Origin of the sequence: Citrobacter sp. FP75 (genome assembly GCF_018342065.1) — a bacterium.
GTDB lineage: Bacteria > Pseudomonadota > Gammaproteobacteria > Enterobacterales > Enterobacteriaceae > Citrobacter.
The window spans coordinates 329319-349375 of sequence record NZ_JAFDOE010000005.1; the positions used below are offsets into that span (position 1 = coordinate 329319).

The 20057-nt window shown below is 51.2% G+C and carries 15 protein-coding genes and 1 pseudogene; 6 read left to right on the plus strand and 10 right to left on the minus strand.

Features of this window, described 5'->3' with window-relative positions; all coding sequences use genetic code 11:
• The first annotated feature begins 133 nt into the window (after positions 1–133).
• Positions 134–1477, plus strand: a complete 1344-nt coding sequence (gene gntP, locus JQ822_RS18325) for a gluconate permease GntP (RefSeq protein ID WP_213134660.1) — start codon at positions 134–136, stop codon at positions 1475–1477.
• Between the two features lie 49 nt (positions 1478–1526).
• Here the strand turns inward: gntP and JQ822_RS18330 are convergent, their stop codons facing one another.
• The 4 genes and pseudogenes from JQ822_RS18330 to JQ822_RS24670 all read right to left on the minus strand — a co-directional run.
• Positions 1527–2219, minus strand: coding sequence for a LutC/YkgG family protein (locus JQ822_RS18330; RefSeq protein ID WP_213134661.1), 693 nt, complete (start codon positions 2217–2219; stop codon positions 1527–1529).
• Complete coding sequence (locus JQ822_RS18335; RefSeq protein ID WP_213134662.1) at positions 2212–3639, minus strand: LutB/LldF family L-lactate oxidation iron-sulfur protein; 1428 nt, start codon at positions 3637–3639, stop codon at positions 2212–2214. The genes JQ822_RS18330 and JQ822_RS18335 overlap by 8 nt, the downstream gene beginning before the upstream one ends.
• A gap of 10 nt (positions 3640–3649) precedes the next feature.
• Positions 3650–4369 carry a (Fe-S)-binding protein gene (locus JQ822_RS18340; protein ID WP_213134663.1) on the minus strand — a complete coding sequence of 240 codons (720 nt, stop codon included), beginning with the start codon at positions 4367–4369 and terminating at the stop codon, positions 3650–3652.
• A gap of 5 nt (positions 4370–4374) precedes the next feature.
• Positions 4375–4488: pseudogene (locus tag JQ822_RS24670) on the minus strand (hypothetical protein); the annotation flags it as partial.
• A gap of 437 nt (positions 4489–4925) precedes the next feature.
• Between JQ822_RS24670 and JQ822_RS18350 the strand changes: the two are divergent.
• Positions 4926–6479, plus strand: a complete 1554-nt coding sequence (locus tag JQ822_RS18350) for an L-lactate permease (RefSeq protein ID WP_213134664.1) — start codon at positions 4926–4928, stop codon at positions 6477–6479.
• Positions 6480–6730: 251 nt separating this feature from the next.
• On the opposite strand, the gene JQ822_RS24530 is transcribed toward JQ822_RS18350, so the two are convergent.
• The 3 genes from JQ822_RS24530 to JQ822_RS18360 all read right to left on the minus strand — a co-directional run bounded on the left by JQ822_RS24530 (position 6731) and on the right by JQ822_RS18360 (position 9704).
• Positions 6731–6865 carry a hypothetical protein gene (locus tag JQ822_RS24530; protein ID WP_274608462.1) on the minus strand — a complete coding sequence of 45 codons (135 nt, stop codon included), beginning with the start codon at positions 6863–6865 and terminating at the stop codon, positions 6731–6733.
• 12 nt (positions 6866–6877) lie between these two features.
• Complete coding sequence (locus tag JQ822_RS18355; RefSeq protein WP_213134665.1) at positions 6878–8143, minus strand: aromatic amino acid transporter; 1266 nt, start codon at positions 8141–8143, stop codon at positions 6878–6880.
• 190 nt (positions 8144–8333) lie between these two features.
• The gene (locus tag JQ822_RS18360; RefSeq protein WP_135323292.1) at positions 8334–9704 is read right to left on the minus strand and encodes a tyrosine phenol-lyase; all 1371 of its coding nucleotides are present in this window, start codon (positions 9702–9704) and stop codon (positions 8334–8336) included.
• Between the two features lie 778 nt (positions 9705–10482).
• Between JQ822_RS18360 and symE the strand changes: the two genes are divergently transcribed.
• A complete protein-coding gene (gene symE, locus JQ822_RS18365) occupies positions 10483–10845 on the plus strand; it encodes an endoribonuclease SymE (protein ID WP_213134666.1) in 363 nt (120 codons plus the stop codon).
• A gap of 46 nt (positions 10846–10891) precedes the next feature.
• Here symE and JQ822_RS18370 read toward each other — a convergent pair whose 3' ends face one another.
• Positions 10892–11527, minus strand: a complete 636-nt coding sequence (locus JQ822_RS18370) for an HNH endonuclease (protein ID WP_213134667.1) — start codon at positions 11525–11527, stop codon at positions 10892–10894.
• A 140-nt stretch (positions 11528–11667) separates the two neighbouring features.
• Between JQ822_RS18370 and JQ822_RS18375 the strand changes: the two genes are divergently transcribed.
• Entirely contained in the window at positions 11668–12540 is an 873-nt protein-coding gene (locus JQ822_RS18375; RefSeq protein ID WP_213134668.1) for a phosphorothioated DNA-binding restriction endonuclease, read from the plus strand.
• Positions 12541–13269: 729 nt separating this feature from the next.
• On the opposite strand, the gene JQ822_RS18380 is transcribed toward JQ822_RS18375, so the two are convergent.
• Positions 13270–13959, minus strand: a complete 690-nt coding sequence (locus JQ822_RS18380) for an aspartate/glutamate racemase family protein (protein WP_213134669.1) — start codon at positions 13957–13959, stop codon at positions 13270–13272.
• 176 nt (positions 13960–14135) lie between these two features.
• On the opposite strand from JQ822_RS18380, the gene JQ822_RS18385 reads away from it, so the two are divergent.
• Positions 14136–15026, plus strand: coding sequence for a LysR family transcriptional regulator (locus tag JQ822_RS18385; protein WP_121584792.1), 891 nt, complete (start codon positions 14136–14138; stop codon positions 15024–15026).
• A gap of 230 nt (positions 15027–15256) precedes the next feature.
• On the opposite strand, the gene JQ822_RS18390 is transcribed toward JQ822_RS18385, so the two are convergent.
• Positions 15257–18886: a DEAD/DEAH box helicase gene (locus tag JQ822_RS18390; protein ID WP_213134670.1), complete on the minus strand. Its 3630-nt coding sequence runs from the start codon at positions 18884–18886 to the stop codon at positions 15257–15259.
• A 290-nt stretch (positions 18887–19176) separates the two neighbouring features.
• On the opposite strand from JQ822_RS18390, the gene JQ822_RS18395 reads away from it, so the two are divergent.
• Complete coding sequence (locus JQ822_RS18395) at positions 19177–19782, plus strand: hypothetical protein (protein WP_064373968.1); 606 nt, start codon at positions 19177–19179, stop codon at positions 19780–19782.
• Positions 19783–20057 lie beyond the last annotated feature (275 nt).

The window sequence follows — 20057 nt, forward strand, 5'->3', positions numbered from 1 at the left end:
CTGACAATTCACTAAACGCATAAATAACGTCAATCTGTAACGACTGTGATATCCATCGCATCAATGGTTGACCAATATATGTAACATCTCAACCAAAATCATAATGGTTCAACCAAAGAAAGGGTGACGTTACATGCACGTTCTCAATATTCTGTGGGTCGTATTCGGCATCGGTCTGATGCTGGTGCTCAATCTAAGATTCAAAATAAACTCGATGGTCGCCCTGCTGCTGGCTGCACTCTCGGTCGGCATGCTGGCGGGTATGGATCTCATGGAGCTGCTGCACACCATGAAATCCGGCTTTGGCAGTACGCTGGGTGAGCTGGCGATCATCGTGGTGTTCGGGGCGGTGATCGGTAAGCTGATGGTCGACTCCGGCGCGGCGCATCAGATTGCCCACACATTGCTGGCGCGACTCGGTTTGCGCTACGTGCAGCTGTCGGTGATCATTATTGGTCTGATCTTCGGCCTGGCGATGTTCTATGAAGTGGCGTTTATTATGCTGGCGCCGCTGGTGATCGTCATTGCCGCGGAGGCGAAGATCCCGTTCCTCAAGCTGGCGATCCCCGCCGTTGCCGCCGCCACCACCGCTCACTCGCTGTTCCCACCACAGCCGGGTCCGGTTGCGCTGGTTAACGCCTACGGTGCGGACATGGGCATGGTCTACATCTACGGTATTCTGGTCACCATTCCGAGCGTGATCTGCGCCGGGCTTATCCTGCCGAAGTTCCTCGGCAACCTCGATCGCCCGACGCCGTCATTTATGAAGGCCGACGTACCGGTTGACCAGAACAATCTGCCGTCCTTCGGCGTGTCTATTCTGGTACCGCTGATCCCGGCGTTCATCATGATCTCCACCACTATCGCCAACATCTGGCTGGTAAAAGGGACGCAGGCGTGGGAAGTGGTCAACTTCTTAGGCTCCTCGCCGATTGCGATGTTTATCGCCATGGTTGTCGCCTTCGTGCTGTTTGGTACCGCGCGTGGTCACGACATGCAGTGGGTGATGAACGCCTTTGAAAACGCGGTGAAAAGCATCGCCATGGTGATCCTGATCATCGGCGCGGGCGGCGTACTGAAGCAGACCATTATCGATACCGGCATTGGCGATACCATCGGCATGCTGATGTCGCACGGCAATATTTCTCCGTACATCATGGCGTGGTTGATAACCGTGCTTATTCGTCTGGCAACCGGTCAGGGCGTGGTCTCCGCCATGACAGCGGCGGGGATTATCAGCGCAGCCATCCTCGACCCGGCAACCGGGCAACTGGTTGGCGTCGATCCGGCGTTACTGGTGCTGGCAACGGCGGCAGGCTCCAACACCCTGACCCATATTAACGACGCCTCGTTCTGGCTGTTCAAAGGCTACTTTGACCTGTCGGTGAAGGATACGCTGAAGACCTGGGGTCTGCTGGAGCTGGTGAACTCCGTGGTGGGCCTGATTATCGTGTTGATCATCAGCATGATTGCATAACCTCGATACCGCTCTGGCCCGCAGCGCCAGAGCGGTTCTTTATCCCGCCTCAACAATCCTCAATAATCAGATACACCGCCTTCACCGGGCCGTGCACTCCAACCACCTTGATAAGCTCAATATCCGCCGTTGAGCTGGGCCCGCTGATGATGTTAATGCACGACGGCATACGCTCGCCGGCCTGCGCTTTCTGATGCAGAATGTCCGCCAGTTGCGCCACGCGCGGCAGGATGGTGCTTTTACGCAGCACGAAAATCGAGGACTCCGGAAGCAGGCTAATTGACCGCCCACGCTCCGGCGCGGAAAACAGCACCACGCCGCCGGACTCGGTCAGGCCATACTCGGCATACACCACACCCACTTTCGCCTGCTCGGCCTGGGTAATATTTTCGCTGCCGCGGGCCGGATCCCAGACCACGGCGTTGCATTCCTGCAGCAAGCGTTCGGTGATGCCCAGCGCCGCCAGCCGACTGTCTCCGCTGATGACCACCGGCTGCCCCAGTTCTTCGCACAGGCGTCGCGCGGCTTCTGCTGCCTGGTCCTCGCGGGTCAGTTCGCAGCGGGCCAGCATCACCTCGCTGGCAAACTGGGTAAACGCATCGCAGCGCTGCTGCGGGCTCAGTTCGGTCAGGCGCTCATTAGCATAGTTGTTCACCGGCGCGGCATCCGCTTGCGGCTCAAAACGCAGCGGGCGGCCCAGCGCCTGGGCGATAGTGTTTAAAAACGCGGTACGGTTATCCATTCTTTTTCTCCTGCGCCTGATGTTTCTTAAACCAGCTGCGGAAACTCTCGCCGTCGGCATCAGGAAGATCGCGCGCTTCCATCCAGTCGCCAATCGCGCCAACCCTGAGCGGGGTTTTGCCACCGTTGATAAACCAGCTCGCCGCATGTGCGCCCGCCATCATGCCGACTTTCCACAGCCCCGGATGGCTATTGGCATAGGCGAACATTTTTATCGCTCGCCGCTCGGCTTTCGGGGTAATGCCCTCCTCGGCCATCACCCGACGATGCCGCAGGATCAGTTTTGACAGCGGAATCTTAACCGGACAAACGCTGTCGCAGGCCGTGCATAATGAACAGGCGTATGGCAGATCTTTAAAATCTTTATAGCCGCCAAGCAGCGGAGAGATCACCGCGCCGATAGGGCCGGGATAGATAGAACCATAGCCGTGTCCGCCAATGTGACGATACGCCGGGCAGGTGTTCATACAGGCCCCGCAGCGGATGCAGCGCAGCACATCGCGAAACGCCGAACCCAGCACCTGCGAGCGACCGTTATCGACAATCACCAGGTGGAACTCCTCCGGGCCGTCGACGTTATCCGCCTCGCGTGGGCCGGTCAGCCAGGTGTTGTAGCCCGTCAGACGTGCGCCCACGGCACTGCGCGCCAGCATGGTGATCAGCACATCAACGTCGGCAAACGTCGGCGCGATGCGCTCCATACCCATCACCGCAATGTGCGTTTTCGGCAGCGTGGTGCACATCCGCGCGTTGCCTTCGTTGGTCACCAGGCATACCGAGCCGGTTTCCGCCACGGCAAAGTTACAGCCGGTAATGCCGATTTCGGCACTGAGGAAGTCCTCGCGGATCTTCTGGCGAATGAATAAGGTCATGGCTTCCGGGGTTTCCGGGCCGTCATACCCCAGACGCTCGTGCAGCACGCGGCGGATCTGATAGCGATCTTTATGGATAGCCGGGACCACAACGTGCGAAGGCGGATCCTGATCCAGTTGCAGAATATATTCACCCAGATCGGTTTCGATCACCTGAATTCCGGCATCCTGCAGCACAGGGTTGACGCCGATCTCTTCGGTCACCATCGACTTGGACTTCACCACCTTCTTCGCGTTTTTACGCTGCGCGACCTGCAAAATGTAGCGGGTAGCGTCTTCTTTGGTCTTTGCGAAATAAACGTGGCCGCCGTTTTGCGTCACTTTCTCGGAGAGTTGATACAGATACGCGTCGAGGTTGCTCAGAACGTGATCGCGGATCTGGCTGGCCCGATCGCGCCAGTCTTCCCAGTGGCCTAACTCATCGACCATTTTTTGCCGATTCGCACCGATGCGCTCCTGGGCGTTAGCCACGGCTTTGCGCATGATCGGATCTTCAATCTGCTGACGAATTCGCGTTTTAAACGCGACATCGCTGGTTTTTATCGACATCTCTTTCTCCTCAGCGGCTCATCAGCACTTCAGCAATATGCATCACTTTGACCGGTTGACCTTCCCGTTGCAGTCGACCACCAATATTCAGCAGGCAACTGACGTCAGCGCCGATCAAAAATTCCGGCTTCGCATCCATCATATGGACAACCTTCTCTTTCACCATCTCACCGGATATCTCGGCCATTTTGACCGAGAAAGTGCCGCCAAATCCGCAGCAGGTGTCCTGATCGGCAAATGTCAGCAGTTCCAGCCCACGCACGTGGTGCAACAGCGTGAGCGGCTCTTCTTTCACGCCCAGCTTGCGGGTCAGGCTGCACGAAGGGTGATACACCGCTCTGCCCTGCAGGCTGGCACCGACATCCACCACACCCAGTTTGTTGACGATAAAAGAGGTGAGATCCTGCATACGGGCGGCAACCTTCTCGGCGCGCAATGCCCATTCGGGCTCATCGGCCAGATACGTCGGGTAGCTTTTTACCGCGTAAGTACACGAGCCTGCCGGAGAGATAATCGGGTCGTCGTTATCCTCCAGCGCGGCGATCAGGTTTTTCATCCCAGGGATCGCTTCTTTGATATAGCCGCTGTTGATAGCAGGCTGACCGCAGCACCCTTGCTTCTCGGGGAAATGAACGCGACAGCCGAGCTTTTCCAGCAACAATACGGAATCTCGTGCCATCCGTGATTTCAGGGCGTCACCAATACAGGTGACAAAGAAATTTACATTCACAATAACTACTCCATTGCTTCATTTCTGTTTATTGCGCTTGATATCGCTATATCACGCCCAGTTTTCTGTTTGCTGGTTTTGCCGATGCCTGGGTTCATGGTGTTGGTCGGATCATGCTCGTTAGATGGCTGCTCCGCTTCTTATATCAGGACAATCTAAAATGCCTGTATTTTACATTTGTATGACAAAAACAAATAATCCTCCAATCAACACACACATGCAATACCCTGGTTTATTTCTTTCGGCCCCGCTCACATTTTTATATTGAAAACCAAAGCCATCTGAACGCCTGAAAAATCAGTTTAAGGTGATTAACCCGATCGCCACTACCATTATTAAATGGGTTATTAAATAACTACTTATAGGTATCTTTCTTACTATTAAGAATATTTACTTAGCCTTGTTTTTTAATTGAAAGATTACAATAGTTACAAAACCATTAATCATAATTACTTTATTCACTGAAGCGATTCAGTTTGCATATTTAATTTACCTAGCAATGTAACTTTCCCGCCATAAATATAAATCAGGTTTAATGAACCAATCAGGAATAGCAATGAACGAATATTTTATGTTTGCCCTGGCACTCTCTCCTTTACTACTAATGGTATTTTTAATATTGAAATTGAAAATGCCCATCCATTATTCCGTGTTGATCTCTCTGGTATTCACCACCGCGCTGTCGGCACTCTTCTGGGAGATGCCCGTACAGAATCTAAAAGCCGCGATAGGCTATGGCGCGCTGAAGGGATTATGGCCGATCGTGATAGTGATCCTCGGTGCCATCTTCAGTTATAACGTCATGCAGGCGACCAAGGCGCTGGATATTCTGCGCGATATTCTCGCCAGCATTAGCGAAGATAAGCGTATTCAGGTGCTGCTGATTTCATGGTGTTTCGGTGGATTCCTTGAAGCCGCTGCGGGTTATGGCACAGCGGTTGCTATCCCGATTGGTATTCTTATTGCACTGGGATTCAACCCGCTGAAGGCGGCAATTGCCTCCCTTGTGGCAAATACCGTTCCTACCGCATTCGGTGCAGTCGGGATCCCGGTTTCTATTCTGGCGGAACAGGTTAATCTGCCGGTTTATACCTTAGGTGGAACAATTATTCTGCAGCTTGCGCTGTTTAATATCCTGCTGCCGTTTGTGATTGTCTGCATAATTGGCGGTGGCCTAAGAGCAATTCGCGGCGTATTTTTAATCACGCTTATTTGCGGTATTAGCACACTGGTTCCGCAGTATTTTGTTGCTATTCATCTCGGCGCAGAATTACCCGCCTTTGCCGGTAGCCTGGTCAGCCTGTTTGCCGTGGCGATGGTTAGCCGCCTACGCAAAGGGAAAACCGATCCCGAGTGGCGCATTGAGGTCAGCCATACCCGCGAAACCACGCCGCGTTCAGCAAAAGTGTTGTTCCGCGTGGGTTCTATCTATCTGTTTATTTTTGTCTTTATCCTGCTGTGTTCGCCGCTGTTCCCGACGATAAAAGGCGCAGCCTCACAACTGGCTTCGGTACTGCATTTCACGCTTGCCGACGGCAAAACGCTGGCGCTGAAAGTTGAATGGGTGACCACGCCGGGGATGCTGATCATCTTTGCAACCATTATCGGCGGTTTTATTCAGGGGGCGTCCGCACGCGGAATGCTGGAAGTGTTTATCAAAACCATTTTCCAGCTTAAAAATTCCATTGTGGCGATTATGGCAATCGTCGCGCTGGCCACGGTGATGGATCTTAGCGGGATTATCTCCACGCTGGCCCAGTCGATTGTCGATCTGACCGGCAGCTCGTACGTCTTCCTCGCCCCGGTAATTGGCGCGCTGGGCACATTTGTTACCGGCAGCGATACCAACTCGAATATCCTGTTCGGCAAACTGCAAACTATTGCCGCCAGTAAACTGCATATCGATCCCAACTGGCTGGCAGCGGCCAATACCTCTGGCGCAACGGGGGGGAAAATGATTTCGCCGCAGAGTATCGCCATTGCGGTGTCGGCCACCAAAATGGACGGTCAGGCCAACCAGATAATGTCTGGCACCATGAAATACTGCTGCGCCTACATTGTGATCCTCGGTCTGAAAGTCGGTCTCTTTTATTACTGGTTTATGGCGTAATCTTTTGTCAACCCCGGTCAAATTCGCGGCAATCGAATTTGACGCAATGGTGACCCAAAAGGTTTACACCGCCCCGGAATCGGAACGAGGTGACAGACTTTACGATTTGTCGGCGCTGACTAAAATAGCGCCGATGTTTCAAATAGAGGATTGTTGCTATGTTGTTCTGGAAAAAGATGGTGAAGAAGTTCGACGCCTTTTCCGCGTTGATCCCACCACGCTACTTCCGGGTGTAATGCCAGGCAGGCCTGTCAACGACAGGCCTGAGTCTTATTCCCCGCTTTCTTCTTACGCAGACCACACGTTCTTAACACCACTACCCGCATGCGCAGCCACGCAAAGCGATAGACCAGCGGATGCTGAAATCGCAGCAATGTCAGAAACATAACTCCCCCGCTCTAACGAAACGTCGGCAGCAGACCAAACACGTCCAGCACCACCGTTAGATACACGATCCCGCCGCAAACGATCACCAGGTTGAGCACGGTGTTATTACAGGGCGCGGTATAGCTGGCGGTGGGGAAACGCTTACGCGCCGCTTTTACCAGGAACGGCGGCAGGATCACGCTCCAGATGGTAAAGGCCAGACCAGCGTAGCCAATCGCGTGCACAAAACCGTTCGGGAAGAAGAAGCACACGGCAGCCGGTGGCAAGTAGGTCACCAGTGCGGTTTTCAGGCGGCCCACGCCGTCATCCGGGAAGTGAAACAGGTCGGCGATGTAATCGAACAGGCCGAGGGTCGCCGCCAGCAGGGAACTGGCGACCGCAAAGTTGCCGAAGAAAGTCAGGATCAGATCCATATAGCGGCTGGTGAACAACCCGCTGATGGCCTCGACAAAGACATCGATATTGCCGCCTTTGGCGATAATCGGCGGGAACGCGGAGCGACTAATGTTGCCCATCGTCACACCCAGCCAGAAAACATACAGCAGCAGGGCGAACAGCGTGCCGATGATAATCGAGCGAGTGATATGCGAGATGCCGCTCTTGCCATACAGCTTGACCAGGCTCGGCACGTTACCGTGAAAACCAAACGAGATAATGCAGAACGGCAGCGTCATCAGAATATACGGCAGGTACTGCGAATCCGGTATCGCCACCGCCACGCTGTCGACCAGCTTCGCCACTTCAATATGACCAACCAGCCCGGAGAACGTGGCAAAGAACGCGATAAATTTGCCAATAATCAATATGGTAGTGATGCGTCCGACCAGCAAGGAGCTGTACCAGGCAATCGCCCCGACCAGCATACTGACAATCACCACCGAGACATTCGCCGGAAAGCGCACGCCGCTATATTTGAATACAGTTTGTGCCATTACCGCCGACGATCCGGAGATATAAGCATAGGTCAGAATATACAGCACAAAACCAAAAGCGATACCGACCACGATATTCCACTTCTGGCCTAATAAATCCTGAGTAAAGGTATTAAAACTGGCACCCGCATCGTAATGCAGGTTCACTTCAACCAGCATCAGGCCGGTTAATAACATCATGATGGCAATAAAAAGCAGAATGACAGAGGCGCCGGGAAACCATACGCCGGCCATCGCAATCGGCAGGGAAAACATTCCACCGCCCACAACGGTTGCGATAACCAACATGGTTCCGCTAATCAGTCCGGGGGTACTACTCTGTCGCTCAATGGCATTAATATCCATGATAAATGTTCCTGTAGACTATTCGTTATAATTACAGCTGTCATTTGTACATCATGCGGATAATAAAAATGTCGGAGTCGGGGTTGGCAATTTTTTCGTTATATTACGGTAGCGGGCACCGCAAAGGCTTCCTGTTCATGGAAAAGGAATACAAAAAAGCCCCATCGCGTGATGGGGCCATAATTATTGTTTAGATGTAATCAAAGCGTGCAGTAAAGAAGCGTAACTGCTTCGGCTCGTAAATAAACTTCAGCCCGCGAATATCTTCTTTGTGCTGGTAAAGTTTAATGATGCCGTCAGCCACCACATCCATATGCGCATAAGTGTAAACACGGCGTGGAATAGTCAGACGTACCGTTTCCAGTTTCGGTCTGTGGTGCTCACCGGTCGCATTATTACGGCCCGCAGAGATAATACCGCGCTCCATACTGCGCACGCCGGTCTCCACATAAATGCTCGCCGCCAGGCTCTGCGCCGGGAACTCGTCCTGGGTCAGATGTTCACAGAAACGACGCGCATCCAGGAACACCGCGTGACCGCCTACCGGTTCAACAATCGGCACACCAGCGGCTTTCAGCTTATCGCCGAGGTAGCGAACCTGCTTCACTCGGTGCTCGATATACTCATACTGCATGGCTTCGCGCAGGCCAATCGCCATCGCTTCCATGTCGCGTCCGGCCAGACCGCCGTAGGATGGCATCCCTTCGTAAACAACGACTAACTCTTTGGCTGAAGAGAACATTTCGTCATCGTTCATGCACAGGAAGCCGCCGATGTTGACCAGACAGTCTTTTTTACCACTCATGGTACAACCGTCGGCGTAGCTGAACATCTCGTGCACGATCTCGGCGATGCTCTTGTTCTCAAAGCCCTGCTCTTGCTCTTTGATAAAGTAGGCGTTTTCTACGCAGCGGGTGGCGTCGTAAAACACTTTAATGCCATGCGCTTCTGTCAGTTCGCGTACTGCACGCATGTTGGCCATCGAGACCGGCTGGCCGCCCGCGAGGTTAACCGTGACCGCCAGGCAGATATACGCAATATTCTCTGCACCTTTTTCATCAATCAGTTTTTGTAATTTTTTAAGATCGATATCACCTTTAAAGGCAATATTCAGCCCGGCGTCGTGCGCTTCGTCACGAACGATATCGACAAACACCGCACCATTCTTTTCCTGGTGATAACGGGTGGTGGTGAAATACATATTCCCGGCAACATATTGCCCCGGTTTAATTGCCAGCTGCGATAACAGGTTTTCTGCGCCGCGCCCCTGGTGAGTAGGAACAATATGTTTAAAGCCAAACAGTTCCTGCACAGTTCTTTCCAGATGATAGAAGTTTTCGCTGCCCGCGTAGGCTTCATCACCCATCATCATTCCGGCCCACTGCTTGTCGCTCATTGCGTTGGTGCCGCTGTCTGTCAGCAGGTCAATATAGATATCTTTCGAATTTAACAGGAAAGTATTGTAACCCGCTTCTTGCATTTTTATCAGGCGTTCATCACGCGGGATCATAGATACAGTTTCAACGCTTTTAATACGGAAGGGTTCTGCCGGATAATTCATTTTGTTTCTCCAGTAACAGTGGTCGTGTACGTATTAATGTGAAGTAAATCATATCGTGTTCATCAACAGAGATTGATGAAATATAACTATTCGCCGCCTGATGCAGGGGGTGAAATAATGTGGAAGCACTATGCAAGATTTGATTGATTATGGAAATAGTCCGGTCAACATTAATCACTGCCAATAATTTAAAAAGCTGTAAATGTGAGTGATACAAATCACACGTCTTTTTTTTACCTGTTCATATTCAACAAGTTTTTTTCTGAGTTTTGATTTGCTGTTCGCCGTTGCGTGTCTGTGGAGCGTGGAAATACTGAAAACTTAACTTTCCAGGCTGTTCTCATAATGTATTCGTGAATGAGTACACGCCATTTTGTGAGAGTCGGATCACTTCACGGGCTTATATTTGTGATTTACATCACTAAAAGTGTAAACCAAAGTGTACAAACCGCTGTGGTTTCAGAGTTTGCTATTTGCTTCAGTGAGTTAGATCGCATTTTTGGCCTGACGCAGAGGAGCGTTATTTTCTGGAAATGGCCGGTATTTGGCGGATTGAATGGGAATGAATTTATACGGCGAATAATACCGGATTTATTGGGATAGAGAGGATTTCTATTTATTCCGAAAGCATGTTAATCGCGCTTATTTCATCTTATTTACATCTGGACTTCCCCCAGTTTACTGGAGTAATTTACAGGTGTTTTATTAGCGCGATGCGAGGGTGCGCCAACACCTCCGCATCGCTGATCGCAGTAACTATTATCGGAGAATAGTCACCATGACTGATACGCATTGTATTGCAGTTTCATTTGATCCAGAAGTGCATGCCACAGATAACCGTCGCCTGAAGGTGGGTTATGCGAGCCATTATCCTGATTACAGCCGCATTCCGGTGAAGTACGTCCGGTTTCCGTCCATCGTGATGAAGGGCCAGTGGCTCAAAGCTGCCGGATTCGACACCGGCACCGACGTTGATGTTCGCGTAATGCAAGGCTGCATCGTATTAACCGCCCGCGCCGCCGAACCCGAAGAGTCAGAAATGATGAAATCCCTGCGCGCCGTGGAAAAGTTCTCCGCGCGCAAGCAAAAGCAGGTGCTGGAGTTTATCGGGGTAATTGCGGGGAAAGCGTTGAAGGGGTGAGAGTGTGATTGTCATTGAGGCGCCTGCGGGCGCCTTTATTGAGCGTTTAGCACAGCATATTTTTCAGTTCTTCTGGGGTATACGGCGGTAGGCACCGGTGCAGCATAGCATGACAATTTGGACACACAGGGATCAGGTCATTGATGGGATCAAGGCGGTAGTCTTCATTTATTACCGATAAGGGTACCAGGTGATGAACATGGATAAACCCTTCGGCAATCTTACCGTAGACCTTTGACATATCGATGCCACAGACTTTGCACTGACAACCGTGATGGCGAAGCGCTGTCTGTCGGGCATTGCGGTCGCGCTCATAGCGATTCACGGTCACCTGAGTCGCTGCCCCCTCTATATATTCAGTTTGCGCCTCGAGTTCTTCAGGGAAGATCGTGTCGCTCACCGCCGCAGAACGATTTTTATCCTGAACAATATGAAAACCTTGCTCAGTCAATAATCTGACGCATTTCGAACTGATACCGCCGGAGAAATCCTGAGGGGTAAACGCTTTGCCCGTCAAAAGCGTCGCCGCAATTCCGGCAATGGCTTTTGACGGATAGCGACGCCCCTGAAATTCCAGCTCGTAAAGCCGTGCCTCTTTGAAACGATGCGAGAAGCCCGAGTCATAGGCGTGAATGGCCTTGATGATGTACTCGCGCGGCAGCGTGTCAGGTAGTTCATTCATCGGGCAGGTTCCTTTAACCAGAGGCTTTCTGAAATAACGGCAAGAGATAAAGTGACATCGATAGTGTATCGGCCTCACTCCTCTTGATCAGGTGATATTTTGCGAGCATCATCGCAATTATTTACCTGATAATGAAATCAATGGCTTCCAGCAAAACCCTGCAACAGGCAATTGCCGACATTACCATCTGGCGTAAAGGCGAGCAGCGTGCGCCGCACAAGCCTCTGCTACTGCTTCATGTGCTGGCGGGTTATCAGCAGGGCCATGGTCGCCTGTTTGACTACGGTTCGGAAGTTCGCGACCCGTTGCATAGCCTGCTGGAGCGATTTGGACCACAGCGCGCACAGTACCGCTCGGATATGCCCTTCTGGCGCTTACAGGGAGATGGGTTCTGGGAGCTACAAAACGCCGAGCATTGTTCAACATCCGGTAGCAGCAAACAGCCCCCTGCCGGGGAACTGGTAACGCACAACGTTGCCGGAGGTTTTGATGAACAACATTTTGCCCTGCTGAAAAAGAGCAACAACCTCATCAACTCCCTGGCCCAGCAAATCCTCGAGGCGCACTTCACCGAAAGCATTCAGGAAGAGATCGCGGATGAACTGGGATTTGATATCCTGCAAATCCGCAAACAACGGGACCCATTGTTCCGCCAGCAGGTTCTGCGTGCCTATAACTACGAATGCGCCATTTGTGGCTTCAATATGCGCCACGACAGCACATCAGTCGCCCTGGAAGCCGCCCATATTAAATGGAAACAGCACGGCGGCCCTTGCGAAATTTCAAACGGACTGGCGCTGTGTGCAATTCACCATAAAGCCTTTGATAAAGGTTCGATTGGGCTGGATGAGCGTATGCGGGTTCAGGTATCTCCCGCAGTGAATGGCAGCGGCATGGTGGGCAGGCTGTTCTGGGATTTCGAAGGTAAATCGATAGCGCTGCCGATGATGCACGAGAATTATCCAAAAGAAGGGTTTGTGGAGTGGCACAGGAAGGAGGTGTTTAGAGGGTGAGCGCGAAGGCCGGACTCGAATTTTTCACCTAATAGACTGATATCAATGTAGTTTATAAGCAGGAATAAATAGCCATACCCGCACTTGTACCCACGAGTTAAAATCCGTACAAAAAACAGACATTGCGAGTGGGTATAAAGCCATACCAGTAGAACACCGATATGGCTATCAAAGCAAGATTCAGGCAGGCAGGAACGTTTTCTTCAGAGATATCAATTCCCATCCACTCAGAACAAAGTCAGATTTGGCTGCGAAATAAACGCTAACCCTTGCTTTGCTATGCTAGTTCCCATGGCAAATCTCTGCGTCTATTTACTGGTTTCAGAGTACCCTCGTTTCTCAACTGTTGAGCGGCCCAACGAATGTCATATTGCCACGTATACAACATATCGCCGGAATCCCTAAGCTCAGCCTCGTAGCTGTCCCATACATACTTTGAGACTTCACGTGGCCAAGCACTACCACCCCGTTCCTGAAGACACTCGATGATCCATTTTTTCATACTTTCCCTAGTTACAATCATTTCTCCTAACCTTCACTTGTTGATCGATACATCGCAATACTAGCATTGACAACTTCTGGTACAAGGTGGGCAGAATCTAAACGCTTGTAGTCTGCTATGAGCGAACAGCGGAAGTTCGAAGTTTTATGAAGGCATTACTTAAATCGTAGCGTGTTAAACAAAGGGGCAGTTCGCCCCCGGTTCTTTCCCCAAATTGATGTAAAACACTACTGAAGAGCTTTAAACAACGTCTCAATATGAATATCAACCGTGTCCAGTGCTTTAACAGGTAACGCTGTACCCGCGAACAAAAGGGGGAGCTCTGTGCATCCCAGAATGATGGCCTCAATGCCTTCATCCCGATACATCCGCTCAATGATCGCGGTAAACGTGTCTCGCGTCTGTGACTTAATAATGCCTCTTTCGAGTTCATCGTGTATTTTTTCTGCGATGTAATCAACCTCGTCAGCATGCGGGACGACCACCTGGATGCCTGCTTCAGTGAAAGGCCGTTTGAAGAAGTCAGCCTCCATTGTAAATCGTGTTCCCACGAGACCTACTTTTTTCAGGCCCTGAGTCTGAACTTCTGCACAAGTGGACTCGATAATGCTGACAAGAGGAACTGTTGTACACGACTGGAGTTCGTTGAAGACGATGTGTGGTGTGTTACCGGTCAAGGCGACGACTTCAGCCCCAGCGGCCACCAAATTCCCGACAGCCTTGACCAGGTACCTCGTCAGCGCTTCATAATCTTTCCGTCCACACATGGTCAGGACGTCATATACATTGATACTTTCAATAGTTAGAGACGGGAAGAATGTATCGCCAATTCTTTTGTTAGCTTCATAAACAAATTTGCGATAGTAGAGCAATGTTGATTCTGGTCCGGTGCCGCCGATTAATCCAAGTTTCTTCATTTTATTACCCTCAATAGCTCCCGTATTAATCAAGCGTGACCATTTGCGATGATCAACAAGCGCTTGAGACTAGCTGGGAGGCTGGTAGCTGTTTAAATGGAGTAAATAAATTAAAAAACATGTAGATTCATTTCAATTGAATAAAATAGAATCAAACTTTCAATTATGGTGAAAGTATGGATATAGCTGACTTCCGAACCATCATCGCACTGGTAGAAACAGGTACTATTACTGCAGCAGCAAATTTGCTCTGCCGAGTCCCCTCCGCAATAACCACTCGCGTTCAGAACCTGGAGAGCCAGCTCGGAACCACACTGTTTGTAAGGTCTGGCCGTAGGTTTCTTCCGACAAATGAAGGTCAGGTGCTTTATAACAATGCACTGAAGATTATCGAGCTGGTTACCTTAGCAGAACAGCAGATGGTAAAGCCGGTGCCTGGCGGTCGGTTCCGACTGGGGGCGCTCGACAGTATGGCCGCAACAAGGTTGCCTGAGCCGCTGGCGCGTCTCTACCAGCAACATCAATCAGTAAAGGTGGAGCTGGTTACCGGGATAAGCCGCACACTGCTCGATGCAGTGCTTAGTCACGAACTTGATGCAGCCTTCATTGCAGACGCGCCGGCTAATGACAGACTGGAACGCATGGTTGTTTACAAGGAAGAACTGGTTATTATCGCCGCAGCAAATTTCCCGCAGATACGTTCTGCTGCCGATTTAGCTCACACAACGTTGCTGGTATTCAGTGACGGTTGCTCCTATCGCGACCGGCTAACAACCTGGTTCAGAGAGGCTGGGATCAGACCTTACAGGCTGGCAGAAATGTCCTCCTACCATGCCATTCTGGGGGGAGTCAGTTCTGGAATGGGGGCGGGGGTGATACCAACACCAATCCTCGATACGTTTCCGACACAGGAACTCATCACAGTCCATCCCTTTGATTCAGAAAACAGTCAAATAACAACGGAACTGATATGGCGCAAGGGAGAGCTCACGGCTAATACAGGTGCCCTGATTGATATCTTGTCCTCAACGTCGAAATTGCCTGACAGGCAGGGTGCTGCAATCTAGTTTGAGATTATGACCGCTTGACGGTGTCTGCAATGTCGAAATCCCTACCGGGTGAAATGACACTTCTGGTCTTTTCTATCCTGCCAGAGGCTAATGCCCGACTTTGAGCCGTTAACAAAAGCTTAAACTGTCACCTTCCGCTTATGGCACATAGCGGTCGGCTCGTTACAGAGCTAAATAAAAGATTAGTTGCGATGTGCCCTTAACAATGAGTGCCGCCTCGGAGATTGTCAGGCTGATTGCGCCAATTGTCGCTGCAGGACCTGTAGGCTCGTTCCCGCCCCTGCCCATGCAGCAGCCGAGCCGACCACATACAGGTTTTGCTTGGCGCGTGAGACGGCTACATTGATAATGTTTGGCGGGCTTGCCGCCCACTGACGGGCTCTTTGCTGACTCGCTTTCGGAGCACCCAGCAGCAGGATGACCGTTTCCGCCTCTCGGCCCTGGAACGTGTGGATCGTGCCTACACGATCACGGCTCCACTCATTCCACTTTACTCCCAGCGCTTGCAGCAGATCGGTCTCACTGTCGAGACGCCGACGCATGTTCTGCTCTACGATCTTGAATGGTGTGATGATAAAGACGTCCGGATTTGTAATGCCCGATGCGGCCAGCTCTTTAAGCATTCGTACAACCGCATCACCCTCCTCGGGGCACCACTTCGTCTCAGCATTGCCATTGACGTCGAACCAGCGAGATCGCCCCAAAGCCGAGCCGATAGATCCTAGTCTTTTAGGCCCGACAGCATGGACCATCTGCCCGGCATAGGCGATGGAGTTAGAAACATCGAACATTGGGTTCTGGCAACGCCTGTGAACGAGGAGTGGCAGCCCGACTTCTCGATCACCTACATCCATGACGAAGGTGGATTTGAAGCGCGATGCCTGATCAGCAAGGGTCTGCGTAGATGCTGCGGGCGCAGACCATTCGCTCTGATCAATGTCGAAGAATTTGCAGATTTCGACGTTCAGCTTTTCAGGAAGTGAAACTACAGGTGGGATTTGCAACGGGTCACCTACCACGATGGAGCGCTTTGCCCGCATGATAGCTCCAACTGCTGCCTGAGGAACGGCCTGGCCCGCTTCATCTACCAGAAGCCAGCCAATGCTCTCTGGTGGCAGATCCCCGAACATCGTCCGAACAGAGGCGAATGTCGTGGACACGGTCGGCACCACCATGAAAAGGCTTGACCAAAGGTCGGGGAGAAGTTCACGGTGAGCGGAAGACTGGAAGGCACCAGCCACCATGCCCGACATCAATAGCCCAAGGTTGTGTTGCAAGCGGCTGGCCGAAGCATCGATGAACGTTTTATGCACAGTCAGGGCAGCGGCGAATAGATCCTCCCGCAGGCGATGAACCTCATCGGGAAGCCATGGCGCAGTCAGGTGGATAGCCTCGTGCTCGCGCTCGAAGAATCTCTCATCAACGACCCTGTCTCCCATGCGGTTTCGTGCCTCTGCCTCGGTTGCTTTCAATTTCGAGACAGCCTGACACTTGCTGGAAATTTCTTGGTCGAGTTGCTGTAACTGGGACTCAGTATTGCTCCACTCAGCCCTTGCAAGCTCCAGGGCACCGTCTGTCTCCAGCGCCCGTAAGACTGATTGCTGCAAGGTCGCCGAGAGCATCTGCAGTGTCGATCTCCACGACTTCCAGGCCGCAGTCGCGAACAAACGGGAGAAGAAACCTGGACGGCCAGCAAGATGGCTGTCGAGCATGATCTTATCCTGCTCGATCTGCGATTTTGCCTTCTCATGCTCCCGTTGGCAGGATTCAGCAATCTGGTGTGCCTCTTCTACGGCTTCATCCAGACTCGGTCGACGCTCTTCAGCCCTTTGAAGTTCGGTGATCGCTCCCTTGAGCGCCTGGATATCCCGTCGCATCTCTTCGATGCTGGCGATTTCGGCGTCTACCGTTGCTTTGAGTTTAAGAAATGCGGTTCGCGCTTTCAGCCAGGCCGCAGCAGCATCCGCTTCGTTGGTGCTGGGCCGCTCATTGACAACCACGCTGGGCATTACGCGATCGATGATTTCGCCTGTTCGTTCGTCCTTGATCTCACGCATGACATTTATGCCGCGAGCTGCTTTCAGGTAGGTAAGGAAACCACCGTCTTCATTCCACCAGAAACCTTGCTGGAACGCGCCTCGGTTGCTGCTCTTGCCGAGAGCAGCGGCGATCAGCCCCCAGGTTTCGACTGGGTCGGAGGGGATGTCCCCCTCGGCCTCGGCTTCGAAATAGCCGACGCGTTTGGGGTTCGCAATCAGGTCGCTGATGGACCGAAAATAGGCGATTTGTTCATGACGACCATTGGCTTCCTTGAGAGGAAGCTCTTTACTAACGTTCTCGACCGCTTTGTTATTGGAGGACGTTACAACGATCTCATGGCCCTTTAAGGATGCATGTAACTTGTAGAAGTGCAGGAATGCATTGGAGCCGAATGCCAGCTTCTCGCCTGTTGTGGAAAAGGCATCCTGCGGTTTATTGAAGCCGCACATCGCCGTGGCCCGATCAAGAATGCACCCGACGACAATATCTCGCAGAAGAGTGGTCTTTCCGGTTCCCGGAGGCCCATTGACGCCGATGATACCTGGAGCATCATTCAGCTCAGCACGCGCCGCATTCACGGCAGCCTGTTGAAGCAGTACCAGTGGATGGCCGCCTTTCGAAGGCCAACGAGCCTGCGGCATGAGCGAGGGTGCGACGAATGGCTCAACTGCGGAAATGGGCGATAGCACGTCGATTTTCTGTTCAGGCCTGCCAATTCCCATGTAGCGGCGCAAACCGGCTCCGGCTTTGCCCGTCTCGAGCAATTTGGTTGCTTCACCGAGATCTTCAAGATAGAAGGAATTCAGTAACGAAGGTTCAGGCGGCGCCTTGGCCTTGAAATGATGAAACACCTTAATCGCGAATGTGGGTGGCTCAACCAAATGTTCGGGTACACCGAACTGAGACACAAGCCATCTATAAGCGTTAAGAACGACATCCAAATCGATCGGTATGGGTTCTCCATCCTCGTTGTGGCGGCGAACCATTCGATCCAGATGCTCGATAATGCGCGGCTCAACATTCGGCCAATTCCCTAAGCTCCCAAGCTTCAGGTCGAGAGCCGGCTTGAGTGCCCAGGCAAAACTGGAAACGGCAACGCCTTTGTCCTCAAGCACATAACCTTCTTTGTCGATCAGGATCGAGCCGATGGCCGCCTTCTTACCGTCCGGGCGTGAACGCTCCTCATCCTCGCCAAAAACCTTGACCAGCTCGTCCGTCGCCTTGTCGAGAGCGATGGAGCCGAGGACGACCTCGAAATAAAGCTTATGGCTGGGCTTGCTGCGGGCATTTGGTCCCCATGGTACACCTCGCTCCAATAGGGCAACCCTAGAGCGGTCGCCGGTTGCCATATCCTCTGGGCGTTTATAACCTTGAGGCGACAGTGCTTCGAGGGCTGTCCATGCTGCCAGTATTGCTCGCGCATCATTCGACTTACCTGTCGGAGAGAAAGATGGGAGTGGACCTAGGTCGATCTGGTCTTCGCCGAATTGCTGTTGCATGACAGGAGCTGGATTAGCCTTGGGTTGCTGTTGCACTACCGCTGCAGGCACATCACGGGGCGGAACTTGGGAGGATTGTGTGGACGACGAGCCAGGATGACGCGCTGATGGACTGGAATCCGACATTGAGATCACGCAGTGACCACTAAGTACAGTTCGGGCTTGCTCGATTTTAGTCCTCAACGTTCGGGCCTTGGCAGTATTGCGGAAGGTCAGTTCGTTCAACAGCCGTTCAAGTTCACTAGCATTGTTCCGTGACCGCTCGAAAATTTCCTCCAGATCGAAGATTGATTTTTGCGCATACTGCCTTGTAGTCATTTTTTCTGCAACTCCAGACCCCATCAGTTGAGAGATTTTATGCTAATTAGCATGATTTCTAAAACGGTAAACTTCCGCTCCTTGCACGGAGCAGACCTAAAGCAAGTCCGTTAGGCCCGCTGTGAGCGAAGAGCGGACCCAACTCAATATAATTTGTTAAAATTTTCGAGTTGATCACTAGTATCTTTCATGAAACCCAACTTACTGATATTCTGGTAAAAAAGAATTCTTAACTTGTGTGAATGTAGATAATAGCAGGAATTAAAGCTTAATAACTTAGGAAGCTTGATATGTCTGGTAGCCACAATGATAGTAACATTAGTGCACACTCTGGAAATGCGCAGAACAAAGCTGAAGTTGTTAAAGCATCTTTAGACATAGGTAGTGCGCTATTGGTCGCAATAATCGCAGCTTTAGGGGGAATGGCCGGCTCATATCTCACGGGTTCAAAGTTAGTTGAAAGCACAAGAGTCCCAGCACTCATCAATGCCAGAACGATTTGTACTACTGCTGTTAACGAAGATGAATACAAATTTCGTGAAAAAGCCTCTGATTTTTTGGCTGCGGTAGCTGCATTTGATGCTGATAAATCTCTTTTATATAAAGCTAATCATAATCAACTTTACCAACCAGCGAAATCAGCCATAACTAAAGCAATGTCGATAAGTTCTTATTCTTCTGAACGTCTATCAGTACTGGCAGTAAATATTGCATCATCTATAAAACAACTTGCAATTTCTGATATGGATTATGTTATTTCAGATAGTGGCGCTTATAAAAAACTATCTTCCTCAATGGAGGAATGGCCAGAGGCATATAATGAATATATGAAAACCTTCGATGTCAAACGTGCTTCTTGCAACTCCGATGCTATAAGCTATAAATCAGAAAAATAAGGAATGAAATGACTTCAAGACAGTTGGCCAACTTCTAAAGAATCAGCATTACAGAATGCTGATATCATCTGCTTCAGGCATGAAGCAGACATAGTTCAATCCTATATTGCACAAGGTCCTTTACGTGTTAATCTAAAATTCCAAATTATTTCAGACAGATATTATCTCAGTGAATCCCCGCCTTCCTGACTGTGTAAATAGACCCGTTTTAGTTCCAGGCATTTTTTGAGATCCCGGCCAAATGATTGTGTTGCCGATATTCCTCCGGCGTCATA